The sequence below is a fragment of the Pseudoalteromonas sp. 2CM32C genome (assembly GCF_023161925.1).
In the GTDB taxonomy this organism is placed as follows: domain Bacteria; phylum Pseudomonadota; class Gammaproteobacteria; order Enterobacterales; family Alteromonadaceae; genus Pseudoalteromonas; species Pseudoalteromonas marina.
The window spans coordinates 209636-224945 of sequence record NZ_JALNTI010000001.1 but is presented as its reverse complement, the minus strand read 5'-3'; the positions used below and the strand labels follow the sequence as shown (position 1 = coordinate 224945).

The 15310-nt window shown below is 40.0% G+C and carries 17 protein-coding genes; 14 read left to right on the top strand and 3 right to left on the bottom strand.

Annotation, left to right across the window (positions count from 1 at the left end):
- Positions 1-112: 112 nt before the first annotated feature.
- Complete coding sequence (locus tag MTF67_RS01075) at positions 113-571, top strand: LPP20 family lipoprotein (RefSeq protein ID WP_033019180.1); 459 nt, start codon at positions 113-115, stop codon at positions 569-571.
- Positions 572-803: 232 nt separating this feature from the next.
- Here the strand turns inward: MTF67_RS01075 and MTF67_RS01070 are convergent, their stop codons facing one another.
- From MTF67_RS01070 to flgA, 3 genes are all read right to left on the bottom strand, one after another.
- Positions 804-1235: a flagellar protein FlgN gene (locus MTF67_RS01070; RefSeq protein ID WP_006792693.1), complete on the bottom strand. Its 432-nt coding sequence runs from the start codon at positions 1233-1235 to the stop codon at positions 804-806.
- A complete protein-coding gene (gene flgM / locus MTF67_RS01065; RefSeq protein WP_006792694.1) occupies positions 1228-1548 on the bottom strand; it encodes a flagellar biosynthesis anti-sigma factor FlgM in 321 nt (106 codons plus the stop codon). Before flgM ends, MTF67_RS01070 begins: the two co-directional genes overlap by 8 nt.
- A gap of 75 nt (positions 1549-1623) precedes the next feature.
- Entirely contained in the window at positions 1624-2331 is a 708-nt protein-coding gene (flgA, locus tag MTF67_RS01060; RefSeq protein WP_248518482.1) for a flagellar basal body P-ring formation chaperone FlgA, read from the bottom strand.
- A gap of 142 nt (positions 2332-2473) precedes the next feature.
- Here flgA and MTF67_RS01055 point away from each other — a divergent pair, with 142 nt between their 5' ends.
- From MTF67_RS01055 to flgL, 13 genes are all read left to right on the top strand, one after another.
- Positions 2474-3406 (top strand): chemotaxis protein CheV, encoded by a 933-nt coding sequence (locus tag MTF67_RS01055; RefSeq protein WP_006792696.1) that lies wholly within the window; start codon positions 2474-2476, stop codon positions 3404-3406.
- A gap of 20 nt (positions 3407-3426) precedes the next feature.
- Positions 3427-4257, top strand: coding sequence for a protein-glutamate O-methyltransferase CheR (locus MTF67_RS01050; protein WP_006792697.1), 831 nt, complete (start codon positions 3427-3429; stop codon positions 4255-4257).
- A gap of 141 nt (positions 4258-4398) precedes the next feature.
- On the top strand, positions 4399-4806 hold the full coding sequence (gene flgB / locus MTF67_RS01045) for a flagellar basal body rod protein FlgB (RefSeq protein WP_006792698.1): 408 nt from the start codon (positions 4399-4401) through the stop codon (positions 4804-4806).
- Between the two features lie 5 nt (positions 4807-4811).
- On the top strand, positions 4812-5243 hold the full coding sequence (flgC, locus tag MTF67_RS01040; RefSeq protein WP_006792699.1) for a flagellar basal body rod protein FlgC: 432 nt from the start codon (positions 4812-4814) through the stop codon (positions 5241-5243).
- Positions 5244-5256: 13 nt separating this feature from the next.
- Positions 5257-5937 (top strand): flagellar hook assembly protein FlgD, encoded by a 681-nt coding sequence (locus MTF67_RS01035; protein ID WP_039036561.1) that lies wholly within the window; start codon positions 5257-5259, stop codon positions 5935-5937.
- Positions 5938-5996: 59 nt separating this feature from the next.
- Positions 5997-7358, top strand: coding sequence for a flagellar hook protein FlgE (gene flgE / locus MTF67_RS01030; RefSeq protein ID WP_039036562.1), 1362 nt, complete (start codon positions 5997-5999; stop codon positions 7356-7358).
- 156 nt (positions 7359-7514) lie between these two features.
- Positions 7515-8258 (top strand): flagellar basal body rod protein FlgF, encoded by a 744-nt coding sequence (locus tag MTF67_RS01025; RefSeq protein WP_039036563.1) that lies wholly within the window; start codon positions 7515-7517, stop codon positions 8256-8258.
- A gap of 20 nt (positions 8259-8278) precedes the next feature.
- Positions 8279-9067 (top strand): flagellar basal-body rod protein FlgG, encoded by a 789-nt coding sequence (flgG, locus tag MTF67_RS01020; RefSeq protein ID WP_006792703.1) that lies wholly within the window; start codon positions 8279-8281, stop codon positions 9065-9067.
- Between the two features lie 15 nt (positions 9068-9082).
- Complete coding sequence (flgH, locus tag MTF67_RS01015) at positions 9083-9766, top strand: flagellar basal body L-ring protein FlgH (RefSeq protein WP_006792704.1); 684 nt, start codon at positions 9083-9085, stop codon at positions 9764-9766.
- A gap of 12 nt (positions 9767-9778) precedes the next feature.
- Positions 9779-10873: a flagellar basal body P-ring protein FlgI gene (locus tag MTF67_RS01010; protein WP_006792705.1), complete on the top strand. Its 1095-nt coding sequence runs from the start codon at positions 9779-9781 to the stop codon at positions 10871-10873.
- A 134-nt stretch (positions 10874-11007) separates the two neighbouring features.
- Positions 11008-12003, top strand: a complete 996-nt coding sequence (gene flgJ / locus MTF67_RS01005; protein WP_010555887.1) for a flagellar assembly peptidoglycan hydrolase FlgJ — start codon at positions 11008-11010, stop codon at positions 12001-12003.
- The gene (gene flgK / locus MTF67_RS01000; RefSeq protein WP_039036564.1) at positions 12004-14007 is read left to right on the top strand and encodes a flagellar hook-associated protein FlgK; all 2004 of its coding nucleotides are present in this window, start codon (positions 12004-12006) and stop codon (positions 14005-14007) included. It abuts the gene before it with no gap.
- Between the two features lie 2 nt (positions 14008-14009).
- Positions 14010-15242 carry a flagellar hook-associated protein FlgL gene (flgL, locus tag MTF67_RS00995; RefSeq protein WP_039036565.1) on the top strand — a complete coding sequence of 411 codons (1233 nt, stop codon included), beginning with the start codon at positions 14010-14012 and terminating at the stop codon, positions 15240-15242.
- Positions 15243-15310: the final 68 nt, after the last annotated feature.

Sequence of the window (15310 nt, the reverse complement as noted above, 5' to 3'; positions counted from 1 at the left end):
TTACCTTGAGGCAGCAAGGACTGTACCAATGTTATTAATCAATAAAAATAACGTTATAAATGGCATTAAACATGCATATACCACCGTAATTAATTTACTAGGGCACAAAATTATGCGAGCAATTTCATTAGTTATTACACTTGGGTGTTTAACCTTGAGTGGGTGCAGCAGCGTGTTTGATAAGCATGTTGAGTACAAATATGTTGAGCCTAATAATTACCCGGTATTAAAAGCGGTAGGTTATGCACCTATTAGTTTACAAAAAGGGGCAAGCGCATCACAAAAGCAGCTTATGGCTATTAAAGCCTCTAAACTTGAAGCATACAGAGAGCTTACAGAGCAAGTATATGGGCAAAAGGTAACTGCGGGTATGAGCGTTGAAAACGCAGTCGCTAAGGATGATTATCTAGAAAGCAAAGTGCAGGGCGTTATTAAAGGTGCACAAATTATAAAAACGTATGCAGTAGACGACACATACGTCACTGAGCTTGAACTCAATATGAAGCGCGTGCATGATTTATATATTGGCGAAATAAAACCACGTGAAGTAAAAAAAGTAACGTATTACTGATAAATTGACGTTCGCAATAAATTTTACAGCTGTACGTTTAGTATTTAGGCAAGTTAGAGTTTTAAGTATACAGCAGTTTAAATATTACAATGCGTCAACTAAACAGTCTCACCTGAGTACAAAACCTCAGTCAAAAAAGTTGACGCAGCTTGGCTAAATTTTTGGGTTTTCAAGTTTGAGATACCTGTAACTAGCAGGTTGAAGTAGATAATTTGGCTGAAGCGTTTTGAATTTATGCTTTTAAATTTCTGACAAGCTGACCGTTGGTGTTAACTTCACCGCCAGACTGATTATATGTGGTGGACGATGGGGCACCAATTAGAATGTTTTTTAGTTGTTTTACACTAAGCTGCGCCTGATGTGCTGCATGCGCGTTTACTTCGTTTTGTTTTTGGCATTTCTCTAACTTACTGCGAACTTGGGCTATAAGCTCGGGAAGCTCTTCAGACTGCTCGTCATTCTTAGCAAGTAACTTGTTCAACTCTTGATCTAGGCTATTTAGCTTGGTTAAAAAAGTCATTTTTTGTTGGGTAATTTCTTTTAAACCTTCACCTCTTCTTGAGGCAATAGCTGTTAGCTCGTCGTTTAATAAAACAGCGAGAGAATCTAAACACTTATCTTGCTCGTTTAGCTTAACAATAATTAAGCTATTATGATCAGCCATAGACATCAAACTCGAAGTCAGCTAAATTTTTGGCAAGCTTTTCACTGTCTATTTGGTACTTGCCTTCAGTGATTGCTTTTTTTAGCTCAGCAACTTTATTACTGTCAAAACCAGAAGATTGCTGTGCTTTTTCTTGCAGTGTTTTTAATTGCTGTGCTTGTGGTGTTAAGCTTACAGAATCGCTAGCAGCTTTAGGCGTAGCCGATTGAGCCGCTTGTGTATTTGCATTATCTCTTTGCAAATCAACCTTTTGTTGTTTAGCATTAGCTAAAGCGCTTGGTTGTTGATTACCTGAATTGACTTGATTAACCATAATAAAAATCCATAATTTACCCAACTAATACCAGTATATCGGCATATCTTTAGTAAACTTTAATATTATTTTTAATTAAATATTTACTTGTACAGACTCTACACCATCTACACGCGCATTTAAAACTTTACCTGTTTTTTTGTTCTCTACAAGTATTTGTTCGCCCAGAGTGCCATCTTCAAGCGCAACACCGGTCGTTTTTATCTGTAAGCCTTTTGTGCTTGCATAAATATTAATAGCATCACCTTTGCATACCATACATATTTGATTGAGCAATATTGGCATACCTTCGCGAATGTTGCGTTTACTTCGACTGCCAATAAGTGCTTTAGGATCGTCTTGATATTGCACTCTTACAAAGTGTGTCGGTTTCATCTCAATGGTTAGGTGAGCGCTGGTTATTACTTCACCGCGCGCAATACTATCAGTTGTTACAACAACAGGTGCCATTTTTAGCACCTTTATATGTACGTATTGTGCCCAGCTTTGTGGATCGTCGCATTTTACTTGTATTGTAATTTGTCTGTTAAACGGTGGTTCACTTGATGAAATAATATCAGGTGTCGTTGAACAAGCACGATCAGGTATACGGCTGTCTAATGGCAATGCACTGAGGTGTATTTGCTCACTATCGTGTTCGCCAATTTGCTCAGCAATGTATTTTACAGCCATTTCTTGTAGTGATGCTTTAGTAAATACTTGTGCAGATACAGGGAATGCCATTCCTAGGCTAGTAACAAAATAAAAAACACTGTATCTTTTGATTTTTTTTAACAAACTCATAATGTTTCGACTATGCTTATGGTTTCAAACAGGGTATAAATATTTTGCGTCAAAATTAAGACGCTCCCACGATGTTGTGTAGCTTTGTATATGTAGGAAGCAATTATCGTTCCGTATTATTTGTTTTCTAAAGGAGATTTTAATGGCAGGCATTTTAGACTCAGTAAACCAGCGTACTCAGTTGGTTGGCCAGAACCGCCTAGAATTACTATTATTTAAACTCAGAGGGCGCCAGCGTTTTGGGATCAATGTATTTAAGGTAAGAGAAGTCCTTCAATGTCCTCCGCTTACTAGTATGCCAAAATCGAATTCTTATATTCGTGGTGTAGCTCATATTCGTGGACAAACTATTTCTGTCATAGATTTATCTATGGCGGTAGGTGGACGTCCAATCGATAACATCAAAGACAGCTTTATCATAATTGCTGAATATAATCGCTCAGTGCAAGGTTTTTTGGTCGGTGGTGTTGAACGTATAGTTAATATGAACTGGGAAAAAATAATGCCACCACCTTCTGGTGCCGGACGTTATTCATATTTAACCGCCGTTACTGAAATAGAAAACGAGCTAGTAGAAATTTTAGATGTTGAAAAAATATTAAATGAAATTTGCCCTGTTAACACAGAAGTAAGTTCTGAAGTTGCTGAAAGTGGTGACATTCAAAAAGATTTAGGTGAACGAATTGTATTTATAGCTGATGACAGTGCGGTTGCGCGAAATCAGGTAAAACGAGCACTTGAGCCGCTGGGTGTACAAACTGAGTTGGCTAAAAATGGCAAAGAAGCACTCGTAAGATTAAAAGAAATTGCGAAGCTTGATTGTCAAACAGATATTACAGAACGTGTTGCTTTGCTTATATCTGATGTTGAAATGCCTGAAATGGATGGCTATACACTAACTGCAGAAATAAAAGCAGACCCTAAACTTGCCCCTTTGCATGTCATTTTGCATACATCACTGAGTGGTGTATTTAACCAAGCAATGATTGAAAAGGTTGGGGCTGACGATTTTATTGCCAAATTTAACCCTGATGAATTAGCCACGGCGGTTAAAAAGTGGGTTCATTGTGAATAATCAAAACAGGTGCTACTAATTTGAATAATAAAGACTTGCAGCAAAATGAATACGATCAGTTCCGTTCGTTTTTAGAACAGCAATGCGGTATTGTTCTTGGTGAAAACAAGCAATACTTGGTAAAAAGTAGACTTGCGCCCCTTATGGCTCGTTTTGATGTAGGGTCGTTATCTGAACTTGTTAGCAAAACACTCGGGCCGCATGAGAGGCAATTGCGCGCGGCTGTTGTTGATGCGATGACTACAAACGAGACCTTGTGGTTCAGAGACCAATACCCCTTTGAGCTACTTCAAAACAGATTGTTTCCTGAGTTTAAAGATTTGAGGCGGCCTGTAAAAATTTGGTCTGCAGCTAGTTCGTCTGGTCAAGAGCCTTATTCTATTGCTATGTCGGTTGCTGAGTTTCAATCTAAGCAGCCTAACGTTTTAAAAATGGGTGCTCAGATCATTGGTACTGATATTTCTAACACTATGCTAGACATGTGTAAAAATGGCGAGTATGACGCGTTAGCCTTGGCGCGCGGGTTGTCTGCAGAACGTCGAAAAAAGTTTTTTACAGACAGCGGCAATGGTATGGCAAAAGTTAACGACACTTTGAAAAGACAAGTGAGCTTTAGGCATTTAAATTTACTAGATTCGTATGCATTAATGGGTAAATTCGATATTATTTTTTGCCGCAATGTACTTATTTACTTCTCTCCAGAGGTAAAAGCAAAAATTATTAAACAATTTGCACAAGCGCTTAATCCTAAAGGTTATTTATTTTTAGGGGCTTCGGAGTCAATGGCCGGGTTGAGTGACGAATTTGATATGGTTAGATGCAACCCTGGCATTATTTACCAAAAGAAATAAACCTTTTTTCTTTCCTTCAAAACGACACATTATGTGTCGTTTTTCATTTTAAATCATTCGATTACAAAAAATATAATCACTCAATTATAAATGGCTTATTTATTGCTTTATTCAAGTTAAGTCAATTTTTTGGAGATGGTTATGGCTATCAGTTTTGATAAAGCTTTAGGTGTGCATCAGCATACTATGTTGATCCGTTCACAACGAGCAGAAGTGCTAGCAAGTAATATTGCTAATGCTGATACGCCGGGCTACAAAGCAAAAGATATTAACTTTGCCTCAGCATTAAAAGCGGCAAAATCACACCAGCAAAGCGGCAATACAATGGTAACTACTAATGAAAAACACATTGGTGGTGGTACCCGTAGTGTGGGTGGTGATGAATTATTTCGTACGCCAAATCAAACAGATACAGGTGATGGTAACTCAGTGGATGTACAGGTGGAACGGAACTTGTATACACAGAATGCTATGGAGTATCAGGCTAGCTTACAATTTTTAAGCGGCAAATTTAAAGGCCTGAATAAAGCCCTCGGTAGTCAAGGATAATAATTATGAGTTTATATAACGTTTTTGATATTGCTGGTTCTGGTATGAGCGCACAGAATGTTCGTTTGAATACCACTGCGAGTAATATTTCGAATGCTAATACAATTAGCTCTTCTCAAGACAAAACGTACCGAGCGCGACAACCTGTATTTGCTGCAGAGCTTACCAAAGCTTCTGAGTCGGTAAGTAATAATCAGGGCTCTTCTGTTGGTGTTAAAGTGCTGGGCATTGTTGAAAGCAGTGCACCACTGCAGATTGAATACAACCCTAATCACCCGAGTGCGGATGAAAATGGTTATATCTACAAACCCAACGTTAATGTTGTAGAGGAGATGGCGAACATGATTTCTGCCTCTCGCTCTTATGAAACAAACGTGCAAGTTGCTGATGCAGCTAAGCAAATGTTAAGTAAAACTCTGCTGCTAGGTCAGCGTTAACCGAGGGTAGGTTATGAGTAACGATATTAGTACATCTTCATCCTATTTAGATTCTTTGCGTTGGCAGGATACAACACCAACGACAACCGAAGAGCAAAGCGATGCGTTAACTCAAGAAGATTTCTTCTCGTTGTTAACTCAGCAATTATCGTTTCAGGATCCGAGTAAACCTGCTGATAACGATCAAATGATTGCACAAATGACCAATTTCACGATGGCTGAAGGTATCTCAAATCTCAATAGTAATTTTGAGTCGCTAGCAGCTTCGATGACATCTAACTCTGCTTTGCAGGCATCAACATTGGTTGGTAAGCAAGCATTACTTGAGTCGGATTCCTTAGATTTAAATGCAACGGGTGAAGCGAAAGGTTCAGTCGTTGCAGAAAGCCCAGTAGATAGCTTAACGCTTCGTATTACTGATGGGTCAGGTCAATTAGTTCGCAGTATTGATTTAGGTTCACAGTCTGCTGGTGCAATACGCTTTGCTTGGGATGGTAAAAACGAAGCCGGTGAGCGGTTGCCTGAGGGTGAATACAATATTGTAGCTGAAGGCAGTACAAATGGTGAGTTTTCAAGCTTACCCATTGCTACGTTCAAGAATATTGAAAGTGTAAATATAAACGGTGCCAATGGCATCATTATTAACACTAAAGAAGGTGCGGTTAGGCTGACTGATGTCGCAGAGATCGCGTAATAGAGTTTGATAATATTTCGCCTGTTTGCAGGCTGTATTTAATAGGTTAGAGGTCAATTATGAGCTTCAATATTGCATTAACAGGCATAGCTGCCGCACAAAAAGATTTAGACGTTACCGCAAATAATATTGCGAACGTTAATACAACCGGCTTTAAAGAGTCTCGCGCTGAGTTTGCAGATGTATATGCTTCTTCAGTGTTTAGTTCAGGTAGAACTAAAAATGGTGACGGTGTTCAAACCACTATGGTTGCTCAGCAATTTCACCAAGGTTCGCTGCAATTTACTAATAACTCACTTGATTTAGCGATTACAGGCGAGGGTTATTTTGCAATGAGCCAAGACTTGGGCGCGCAAGACTTTACATATACGCGAGCTGGGGCTTTTAAATTAGATAAAGATAACTTTATCGTAGATGCCAAAGGTAACTTCTTACAAGGTTTCCCTGTTGATGAAGCTACCGGAGATACTACCTCAGTCAGTTTGAGTACTTCGTCGGCACTTCAAATCCCTGATTCGTCTGGGTCACCTCGTGCAACGGCAACGGTATACAGTTCATTTAACTTAGATTCACGTGCAGATGCGCCTTCGCTGCCATTTGATCCAACAGAAAGTGCTTCGTATAATTCATCAACTTCAACCACTGTTTACGATTCACTGGGTGAGGCACATGTTTTACAATACTTTTTTGTAAAAAATGATCCGACGACAAACCCTAATGAGTGGGATATACATGCAACGCTCGATGGTTTAGTTGTTGATCCAGCAACGGGCGCTGAGCAAACTACTGCGCCATATACACCTTTAACTACCCTAGGTTTTAGCTCAAGCGGTTTACCTGAAACAACAAATGGGGTTGCTAATGCAAACCCAAGCAGTTTCGATGAGTTAGTTTTACCTGCGGGTGCTGGGACTGGTTTATCTTCGTTACTGACCAACGGCGCGTCATTTCCTGATACGGGCGTGGAGCTTAATTGGCGAGATGAGGCTGCAACTACAAATAAGCAGCCTACTCAGTACGCAAGTCGATTTGAAGTTAAAGCGCTAGACCAAGATGGCGCTACGGTTGGTCGTTTAGCGGGTATTGATATTGGTACCGACGGAAAAATAGTGGCTTCATACAGTAATGGCGACACATCTTTCTTAGGTCAGGTAGCGATGGTTCGTTTTTCTAATTCACAGGGCTTATCTCAAGTTGGTGATACCTCGTGGAAAAAAAGCTTAACGTCAGGTGAGCCAATTGCGGGTGAACCTGGTTCAGGTACATTAGGTTCAATAAATTCATCAGCACTAGAGCAATCTAATGTGAACTTAACGAATGAGTTGGTTGACCTAATTAGTGCTCAGCGTAACTTCCAGGCTAACTCTCGTGCGCTTGAGGTTAACTCAACACTGCAACAGGCAATTTTACAGATTCGTTAATTTAATACTTAACACCATTTTAAGGGCTGCTTTTTAAAGTGGCCCTTTTTACTTTTACTTCATTTAGTTTGTTTTATAACCATTTCACATCGTTTCCTATTGTGGCATCTATTTTGCATTTCCTGTGTATAGAGATTTTTGAAACGAGTCGATGCTATGGACAAAATGGTCTACATTGCGGCCTCAGGCGCTAAACAAAGCCTACAGGGGCTAGCCCTCAAAGCCAATAATTTGGCGAATGCGAATACTACTGGATTTAAGTCAGACTTTGCACAAGCTCGCTCTATGCAGGCTTTTGGTGAAGGGTTGCCATCACGTGTGTTTTCTATGCAAGAGCGCCCAGGTTCTAATATGACCTCTGGTGGCATAGTTGAAACAGGTAGAGACCTCGACATTGCAATGAGTGATAACGCATGGTTAAGCGTCCAAGATGCCTCAGGCAATGAAGCTTACACCAAGGTGGGTACATTAAATATTACCGCTGAAGGTATGTTAATGACCAGCCATGGTCGTCAAGTAATTGGCGAAGGCGGGCCTGTCATTTTACCAGTACCGATTGAAAAAATTGAATTTAGTGAAGACGGCGCAATTCAAGTTCGCCCGCAGGGGGCGCCTGCTACGTTTTTAGAAGAAGTTGACCGCTTAAAGGTGGTTGAAGCTAATAGCTTTCAACTAGAAAAAGGGAATGATGGTTTATTTAGGCCTAAGGCAGGAGAGCTTGTTGATACTTCTGCCAATGTCAAAGTATTAAGCGGAACCTTAGAAATGTCTAATGTGAACCCAGTTCACGAAATGGTCGATATGATCAGCCATCAACGTCAATTTGAGTTACAAGTAAAACTGATGAAAACAGCTGAAGATCTGGATAGATCACAAGATCAGCTGATGCGCATAGTTTAACTTTAAATGAGGACACGATTATGAATCCAGCATTGTGGATCAGTAAAACGGGGCTAGACGCTCAGCAAACCGATATTTCGGTTATATCAAACAATTTAGCGAATGCCAGTACGGTAGGTTATAAAAAAAGCCGCGCTATTTTTGAAGATTTACTTTATCAAAATATTAACCAGCCAGGTGGGCGATCGTCGCAAGACACTGAAATGCCCTCTGGTTTAATGTTAGGTGCTGGTGCAAAAGTAGTGGCTAACCAAAAAAACTTTTCTCAGGGTAATATGCTAACCACTGAAAATTCATTGGATTGGATGATCTCAGGGCCTGGCTTTTTTGAAGTATTACAACCCGATGGCAATATTGCTTATTCGCGTAATGGGCAGTTTACTACCGATGGCGATGGCCGAATTGTAACGTCTGGTTCTGGTTATGTAGTGCAACCAGAAATGAATGTTCCCGATGATGCTCAATCAATTACTATTTCACAAGATGGTGAGGTATCTGTTCGTATTTCAGGTCAAGCTGATAATGTTGTGATTGGCCAGCTTACAATTAGTGATTTTATTAATCCATCGGGTCTTGAGCCTGTAGGGCAAAACCTTTATACCGAAACGGCAGTAAGTGGCGCGCCGGTTCAAGGTAACCCGGGTGTTGAAGGCTTAGGCACAATTATTCAGGGCTCACTTGAAACATCAAACGTAAATGTAACTGAAGAGTTGGTTAACCTGATTGAAACGCAGCGTATTTACGAAATGAACTCAAAAGTCATCTCGGCTGTTGACGAGATGATGAGTTACATCAATCAGCAATTATAAGGTATAGGGGGAGTTATGCGTCATTATATGTTATTTGCGGTAGGTACATTATTTTTAAGTGGCTGTGTTTCAACACAAAATAGTGATGTTGTTCAAGATGACCCCTATTATGCGCCAATGTATCCTGAACCAAGTATGGAACCCGTAGTTGCAACGGGTTCATTATTTAATACTAATGTGTCAAACGACTTATACGCAGATAGAAAAGCACTGCGTACTGGCGACATTATTACTGTAAATTTACAAGAGTCTACTCAAGCAACTAAAGCAGCTAAAACCGAAACCGATAAGCAATCTGATGCAAGCCTAGACCCAGTCATAGGACTTGGTGGCCTCCCTGTGAATATAGGTGGCGATAGTATTCAGTTTGGTATTGGTAGTGACGCCTCTTTTACGGGGGATTCTAAATCAAATCAATCAAACAGCTTGTTTGGCAATATTTCGGTTAATGTTATGCGTGTTTTACCTAATGGTAACTTAGTTATTCGTGGCGAAAAGTGGTTAACATTAAACACTGGCGAAGAATTTATTCGTTTGGAAGGTTTAGTACGCCCGCAAGATGTGAGTTCTGATAATACGGTTGAGTCAAACCGAATAGCCAATGCGCGTATTCAGTACTCTGGCAAAGGGCAAACACAAGAAGCTCAAAGTGCAGGTTGGTTAACACGCTTTTTCAGCAGCTCGATTTTTCCTTTTTAGAGGGCATTCATTATGAATGTATTAAAATTAATTTGTTTAATCACGCTAATAGGTTGCCAATTTTCGGCACATGCTGAGCGTATTAAAGATATTTCTATGGTCGAAGGGGTTAGATCGAACCAGTTGGTAGGTTATGGCTTAGTAGTAGGTTTGCCTGGCACGGGTGAGCAGAGCCGCTTCACTCAGCAAAGTTTTAAAGGCATGTTAAGCAATTTTGGTATTTCGCTACCTGCAAATTTAAGCCCTAAAATTAAAAACGTTGCTGCCGTTGCTGTACATGCTGAATTACCCGCATTTAGAAAGCCAGGACAAACAATTGATATAACCGTTTCATCTATTGGTAGTGCGGGTAGTTTGCGCGGTGGCACGTTATTACAAACGTTTTTAAAAGGGGCTGATGGCAATGTATATGCCGTAGCTCAAGGTAGCTTGATAGTGGGGGGCTTAGGTGCCCAAGGCGCTGACGGCAGTCGGGTTGTTATTAATACCCCAACAGTTGGCCGTATTCCAAATGGCGCAACAGTAGAGCGTGAAGTTAAAAGTCCGTTTATGCAAGGCGATTTTATTACGTTTAACTTAAACCGCCCTGATTTTACAACGGCAAAGCGCCTTGAAAAAACAATTAACGATTTAGTCGGGCCTAATAGTGCAAAAGCAATTGATTCTGTGTCTGTTCGTGTGATTGCCCCTAGAGATGCTTCTCAACGTGTGTCTTATTTATCAACGCTTGAAAATCTTGAATTTAAACCTGCAGATATGTCTGCAAAAATTATCGTTAACTCGCGTACAGGCACCATTGTGATTGGTAAAAATGTTAAGTTACAGCCTGCAGCAATAACACATGGCGGGTTAACTGTAACCATTTCAGAGCAACAAAATGTGGCTCAACCTAATGCATTAGCTGAGGGCGAAACCGTTGTAACGCAGCAATCAATTATAGATGTAAATGAAGACGACTCGCGTGCGTTTGTGTTTAACCCGGGTGTTAGTTTAGACGATTTAGTTCGTGCTATAAATGAGGTCGGCGCAGCGCCTGGCGATTTAATGGCTATTTTAGAGGCCCTTAAAGAAGCCGGAGCAATAAACGGCCAACTTGTTGTTATTTAATATTTATTAAGCTTTAGCAAAGCCTTTGCTAAAAACTTTGCTAAAGCTTCCCGTTTACTCCCTCATTCATATTTCCAATCTGGCTTAATTTTTGCATTTTAATTTGTATTATTCATTATTGTGTCAAAAAGCTGATGGAAACTAATCATCTAGACAAACAAAACTTTTTTGATTTAGGCAATTTAGATTCACTTCGTAAAGAAGCCTTAAGCGGTGGTGATGCATCGACCGATGCATCTAAAGCCGCTCTTAAAAAAGCAGCTGCGCAATTTGAAGCTATTTTTACCCAAATGCTACTTAAAAGTATGCGTAAAGCTAACGAAGCGTTTGAAGATAAAGAAAGTCCACTTAACTCAAGTAGCGTTAAGTTTTTTGAAGACATGCATGATCAACAGTTATCTACTGAGCTTTCATCAAATGGGTCTTTAGGCCTTGCTGATTTAATTGTTCAGCAGTTATCGCCAGACGGCAAAACTTTTATGCCGGGTTCTGTTTTGAGAACCACCAATGACTTTTTAAGTGATATGCGTGCGGGCTCTTCGCTTCCTCATACCCAAAATGAAGAAAAAGCTGCTGTTAATGTTCAAAACGATAAAACCGATTCTAAAGTGCCTGAAGCTCCTTCAGCGCCATTCGAAAGTACTGAAGAATTTGTAACTACAGTATGGGAACACGCTAAAACAGCAGCACAAAAAATTGGCTTAAACCCTGCTGTTATGGTTGCACAAGCCGCACTTGAAACAGGTTGGGGTAAGCACATTATTAATAAAAGCGACGGTAACAGTTCAAATAACTTATTCAATATCAAATCAGATAAAAGCTGGGATGGCGAAAAAGCGAGTAAAGTAACCCTAGAGTTTGAACAAGGAACGCCTGTTAAAAAACAAGCAAGCTTTAGAGCTTATGACTCAATAAAAGAGAGCGTAAACGACTTTGTTGATTTTTTAACCCAAAACCCACGCTACCAAGAAGCATTACAAAATACAGCTAAGCCAAGCGAGTTTTTAGATTCATTACAAAAAGCCGGCTATGCAACGGATCCTAATTACGCTAGTAAAATAAAAAAAGTGCTTAACAGTGCTCAATTAAAAGATGTTGCAGCCAGTGTTATTCGCCAAGGAGTAAAGTAAATGTCGTTTAACTTATTAAACATTGCCAGTTCTGGGGTTAGAGCAAATTCGGAACTACTGCAAACGACAAGTAAAAATATAGCGAATGTAAATACCGAAGGCTATGTGCGAGAGCGCACAGAGCATACAACTATGGTCGATAACCAGGTAGGAAAAGGAGAAACCTATCGCTTGTTAAACCAGTTTGCCCAAGAGCAACTCAACAGAGACACTTCTAATAAAACGTTTTTTGATCAATTTGTTACAGAGTCAAACCGCGTTGATAGTTTGTTTTCAGAAGATTCTAATAGTTTATCTACTAGTATAAATTCATTGTTTAATAATGTTCAGGAGTCGTTAAATCAGCCTTCGTCTACCGTTGCTCGCTCGCTGGTAATGACGGATGCTGAAAACTTAGTGAATCAAATGGACAGACTCTCAGGCATTGTTTTCGATCAGAAAAATATTGTAAATGAACAGCTAGACGTATTTACAGAAGAGGCAAATGGCTTAATTCAAAAAATTGGTACATTAAATCAAGATATTGCTGCTGTTAACGGCACTAATAACCAGGCTGATGCAAGTTCTACTTATAATGAACGCGATAAGGCAATCCGTGATTTATCAGAACTTATTGATATAGAAACACTGGATGGCCCAAATGGTGAAAAACTTGTATTTATGGGCACCGGTGAAGCGGTTGTAATGCAAAATGGCTCGTTTAATTTGTTTTCTATGCGTGGCGATCCTGATCCAAACTTTAAAGAACTTAGGTTAGATGTAAATGGGGGCAAGGCAGTGCCGCTTGAAGTTGATGTATCTAAATTAAAGGGAAAAATTGGTGGATTACTGGCATTTAGAGACGATGTGCTAGTCCCTGCTCAAAATCAAATTGGCCAAATGGGCTTAGCAATAGCCGATTCTTTTAATGAACAAAACAAGCTGGGTATGGACGCTAACGGAGAGCTAGGGGGTAATATTTTTAATATTCCTACGGTTGGTGGCTATGCTTATACCGCTAATACGGGTAGTTCAAGTATGACTGCAACCCTTGAAGCTGGTAAGGGCAGTGAATTGCCTGCAAGTGACTTTATAATTACTTATACCAGTGCTTCAACGGTTGAAATTCAGCCAGTAGATAATAAAGGTGAGCCGCTAGGCACAGCATCGACAGCAAATATAACCGCTGGCGTCATTGATTCATCAACAATTACTAGTGGCGAATCGTTTGGTTTAGAAATTAATGTTGCTGGCGCTGCTAATGCAGGTGATCAGTTTCAAATAAAGCTTAACTCTGAGTCGGCGGCAAATATGTCTTTAGCAACCACTCGTGGTGAAGATTTAGCGCTTGCAGCACCAATAAGAACAGCAAACGACATTAACAACATAGGAAATGCCACCATTACGGTTGGTGAGGTAAATGATGTTACTACTGGTAGCTTTACAACGTCACCGGCAGGTCTTACAAATGGCCCTATTAGTGTTGTTAAAACCGCTAATCTAAATGAATACACAATAAGTGATGGTGTAAATACCAGTACTTTTACAGCAACTTTGCCAGCAAAAGACATGTTACAACAGGCAGGTAATGGCTTTGAACTATATGGTTTTGACTTTGATATTGAAGGCAGCCCTGAAACTGGCGATACATTCACACTTGAGTTTAACCAAGGTGGCTTTGATGATAACCGTAATGGTCAAAAGTTAGCGGGGTTACAGCAAGGTGAATTAGTGCGTCAAAATGTTGTTAGCGGTACAAATTCAGACAACCACAAAACATTTAACCAAGCTTATGCAGGATTGGTAAGCGATATAGGTGTGGTAACTAACCAAGCAAAAACGAATGGGGAAGCATTTGAAGCGCTTGCTCAGCAATCTGAAGCCTGGTATGAATCGCTTTCTGGCGTAAACCTTGATGAAGAGGCTGCCAATTTATTACGTTTTCAACAGTCTTATGCGGCTTCTGCACAGGTACTTGCAACTGCTCGTACTGTTTTTGACACTATATTAAGTGCTGCGAGGTAATTATGCGCTTATCAAACAATTTGATGTACCAAAGTAGTTTAAATTCAATTTTGAACAATCAACAAAATGTTAGTAAGGCTCAAGAGCAAGTTAATACTCAAAAGCGTGTGTTAACGGCATCGGATGATCCTGCAGCGGCTTCCCGCGCACTTCAATATACCGATCGAATACAGAGTAATGAGCAGTACAGTAAAAATATAACCATGCTTAATAGCCGCTTGAATATAGAAGAAGGTGCACTTGAAAACATAAAAGGCGCATTAGAGAGAGCGCATACTTTAACCATTCAGTCAGGTAACGGTGCATATAGCGCTGCTGACAGAGAAGGGCTTGCCGAAGAAATTAAAGCGCTTCAAAGTACAGTACTTGATTTAATGAACTCTAAAACGGAAGACGGGAAATATATTTTTTCTGGTTATCAGGATAATACACAGACTTACTCGCTCGATTCATCCACCGGCTTATATGTGTATGGTGGCGACCAAGGTCAGCATATGATTAAGATAGCTGAAGGGGTTGATATTAAATCAAGTGATAATGGGTTTGATGCCTTTGAAAAAGTGGATGCGCGTTTAGATGTTGTTTCTAACGATGGAGTTGTATCAGGCGGTATTACAAGTTCTAAGGTGTATGTAACGGAACAAGGTCAATTTGATACGTTCCATAAACAGAACTATAACCCAGATCCGGCGGCTGCCGCAGGTGCTAATACACTAAACGTGATCACAACGGCGGGATCACCTAATACTTATCAAATAGAGCAAGCAGGGACAATACTAGCAACCGGTAACATCAACGACTCTGTTATTAAGTTTGCAGGTATGGAGATAAGTGTTACGCCAGTTGCGACAGGCCAAATTGATATTACGCTTGAAGCGCCTAAAAAAGAAAATGTGCTTAACTCTATGAGTGAGCTAATAGCTGGCCTGACTAACCCTGCGTTAACAGAAGAAGAATATGAGCAAGTCATTGCTGACTCGCTTGTTCAAATTACGAATGCAAAAAATAATGTGTCTCTAACCCAAGCTGGACTGGGTGGACGAATCAATACAGCAGAAAAAGTACTGCAATCAAATACAGATTTAGATATTAATAACAAATCAGCACGATCTGACTTGGTTGATATAGATATAACAGAAGCAATAACTGAGTTAACCAAACAAGAAACAGCACTTCAGGCATCACAGGCAACCTTTGGCCGTTTAGCAAACCTTTCGTTGTTTGATTACTTATAATTAAACTCAGAGTAAGGCAATACTTTGCCTTACTCTGTAAAACTCTTCGCTTTGAATAAATACTTCTT

What these genes read in the sequence shown, in the direction of transcription:
- MTF67_RS01075 (WP_033019180.1), top strand. Translation starts at nt 113, where the DNA reads ATGCGAGCAATTTCATTAGTTATTACACTTGGGTGTTTAACCTTGAGT.
- MTF67_RS01070 (WP_006792693.1), bottom strand. Translation starts at nt 1,235, where the DNA reads ATGGCTGATCATAATAGCTTAATTATTGTTAAGCTAAACGAGCAAGAT.
- flgM (WP_006792694.1), bottom strand. Translation starts at nt 1,548, where the DNA reads ATGGTTAATCAAGTCAATTCAGGTAATCAACAACCAAGCGCTTTAGCT.
- flgA (WP_248518482.1), bottom strand. Translation starts at nt 2,331, where the DNA reads ATGAGTTTGTTAAAAAAAATCAAAAGATACAGTGTTTTTTATTTTGTT.
- MTF67_RS01055 (WP_006792696.1), top strand. Translation starts at nt 2,474, where the DNA reads ATGGCAGGCATTTTAGACTCAGTAAACCAGCGTACTCAGTTGGTTGGC.
- flgB (WP_006792698.1), top strand. Translation starts at nt 4,399, where the DNA reads ATGGCTATCAGTTTTGATAAAGCTTTAGGTGTGCATCAGCATACTATG.
- flgC (WP_006792699.1), top strand. Translation starts at nt 4,812, where the DNA reads ATGAGTTTATATAACGTTTTTGATATTGCTGGTTCTGGTATGAGCGCA.
- MTF67_RS01035 (WP_039036561.1), top strand. Translation starts at nt 5,257, where the DNA reads ATGAGTAACGATATTAGTACATCTTCATCCTATTTAGATTCTTTGCGT.
- flgE (WP_039036562.1), top strand. Translation starts at nt 5,997, where the DNA reads ATGAGCTTCAATATTGCATTAACAGGCATAGCTGCCGCACAAAAAGAT.
- MTF67_RS01025 (WP_039036563.1), top strand. Translation starts at nt 7,515, where the DNA reads ATGGACAAAATGGTCTACATTGCGGCCTCAGGCGCTAAACAAAGCCTA.
- flgG (WP_006792703.1), top strand. Translation starts at nt 8,279, where the DNA reads ATGAATCCAGCATTGTGGATCAGTAAAACGGGGCTAGACGCTCAGCAA.
- flgH (WP_006792704.1), top strand. Translation starts at nt 9,083, where the DNA reads ATGCGTCATTATATGTTATTTGCGGTAGGTACATTATTTTTAAGTGGC.
- MTF67_RS01010 (WP_006792705.1), top strand. Translation starts at nt 9,779, where the DNA reads ATGAATGTATTAAAATTAATTTGTTTAATCACGCTAATAGGTTGCCAA.
- flgJ (WP_010555887.1), top strand. Translation starts at nt 11,008, where the DNA reads ATGGAAACTAATCATCTAGACAAACAAAACTTTTTTGATTTAGGCAAT.
- flgK (WP_039036564.1), top strand. Translation starts at nt 12,004, where the DNA reads ATGTCGTTTAACTTATTAAACATTGCCAGTTCTGGGGTTAGAGCAAAT.
- flgL (WP_039036565.1), top strand. Translation starts at nt 14,010, where the DNA reads ATGCGCTTATCAAACAATTTGATGTACCAAAGTAGTTTAAATTCAATT.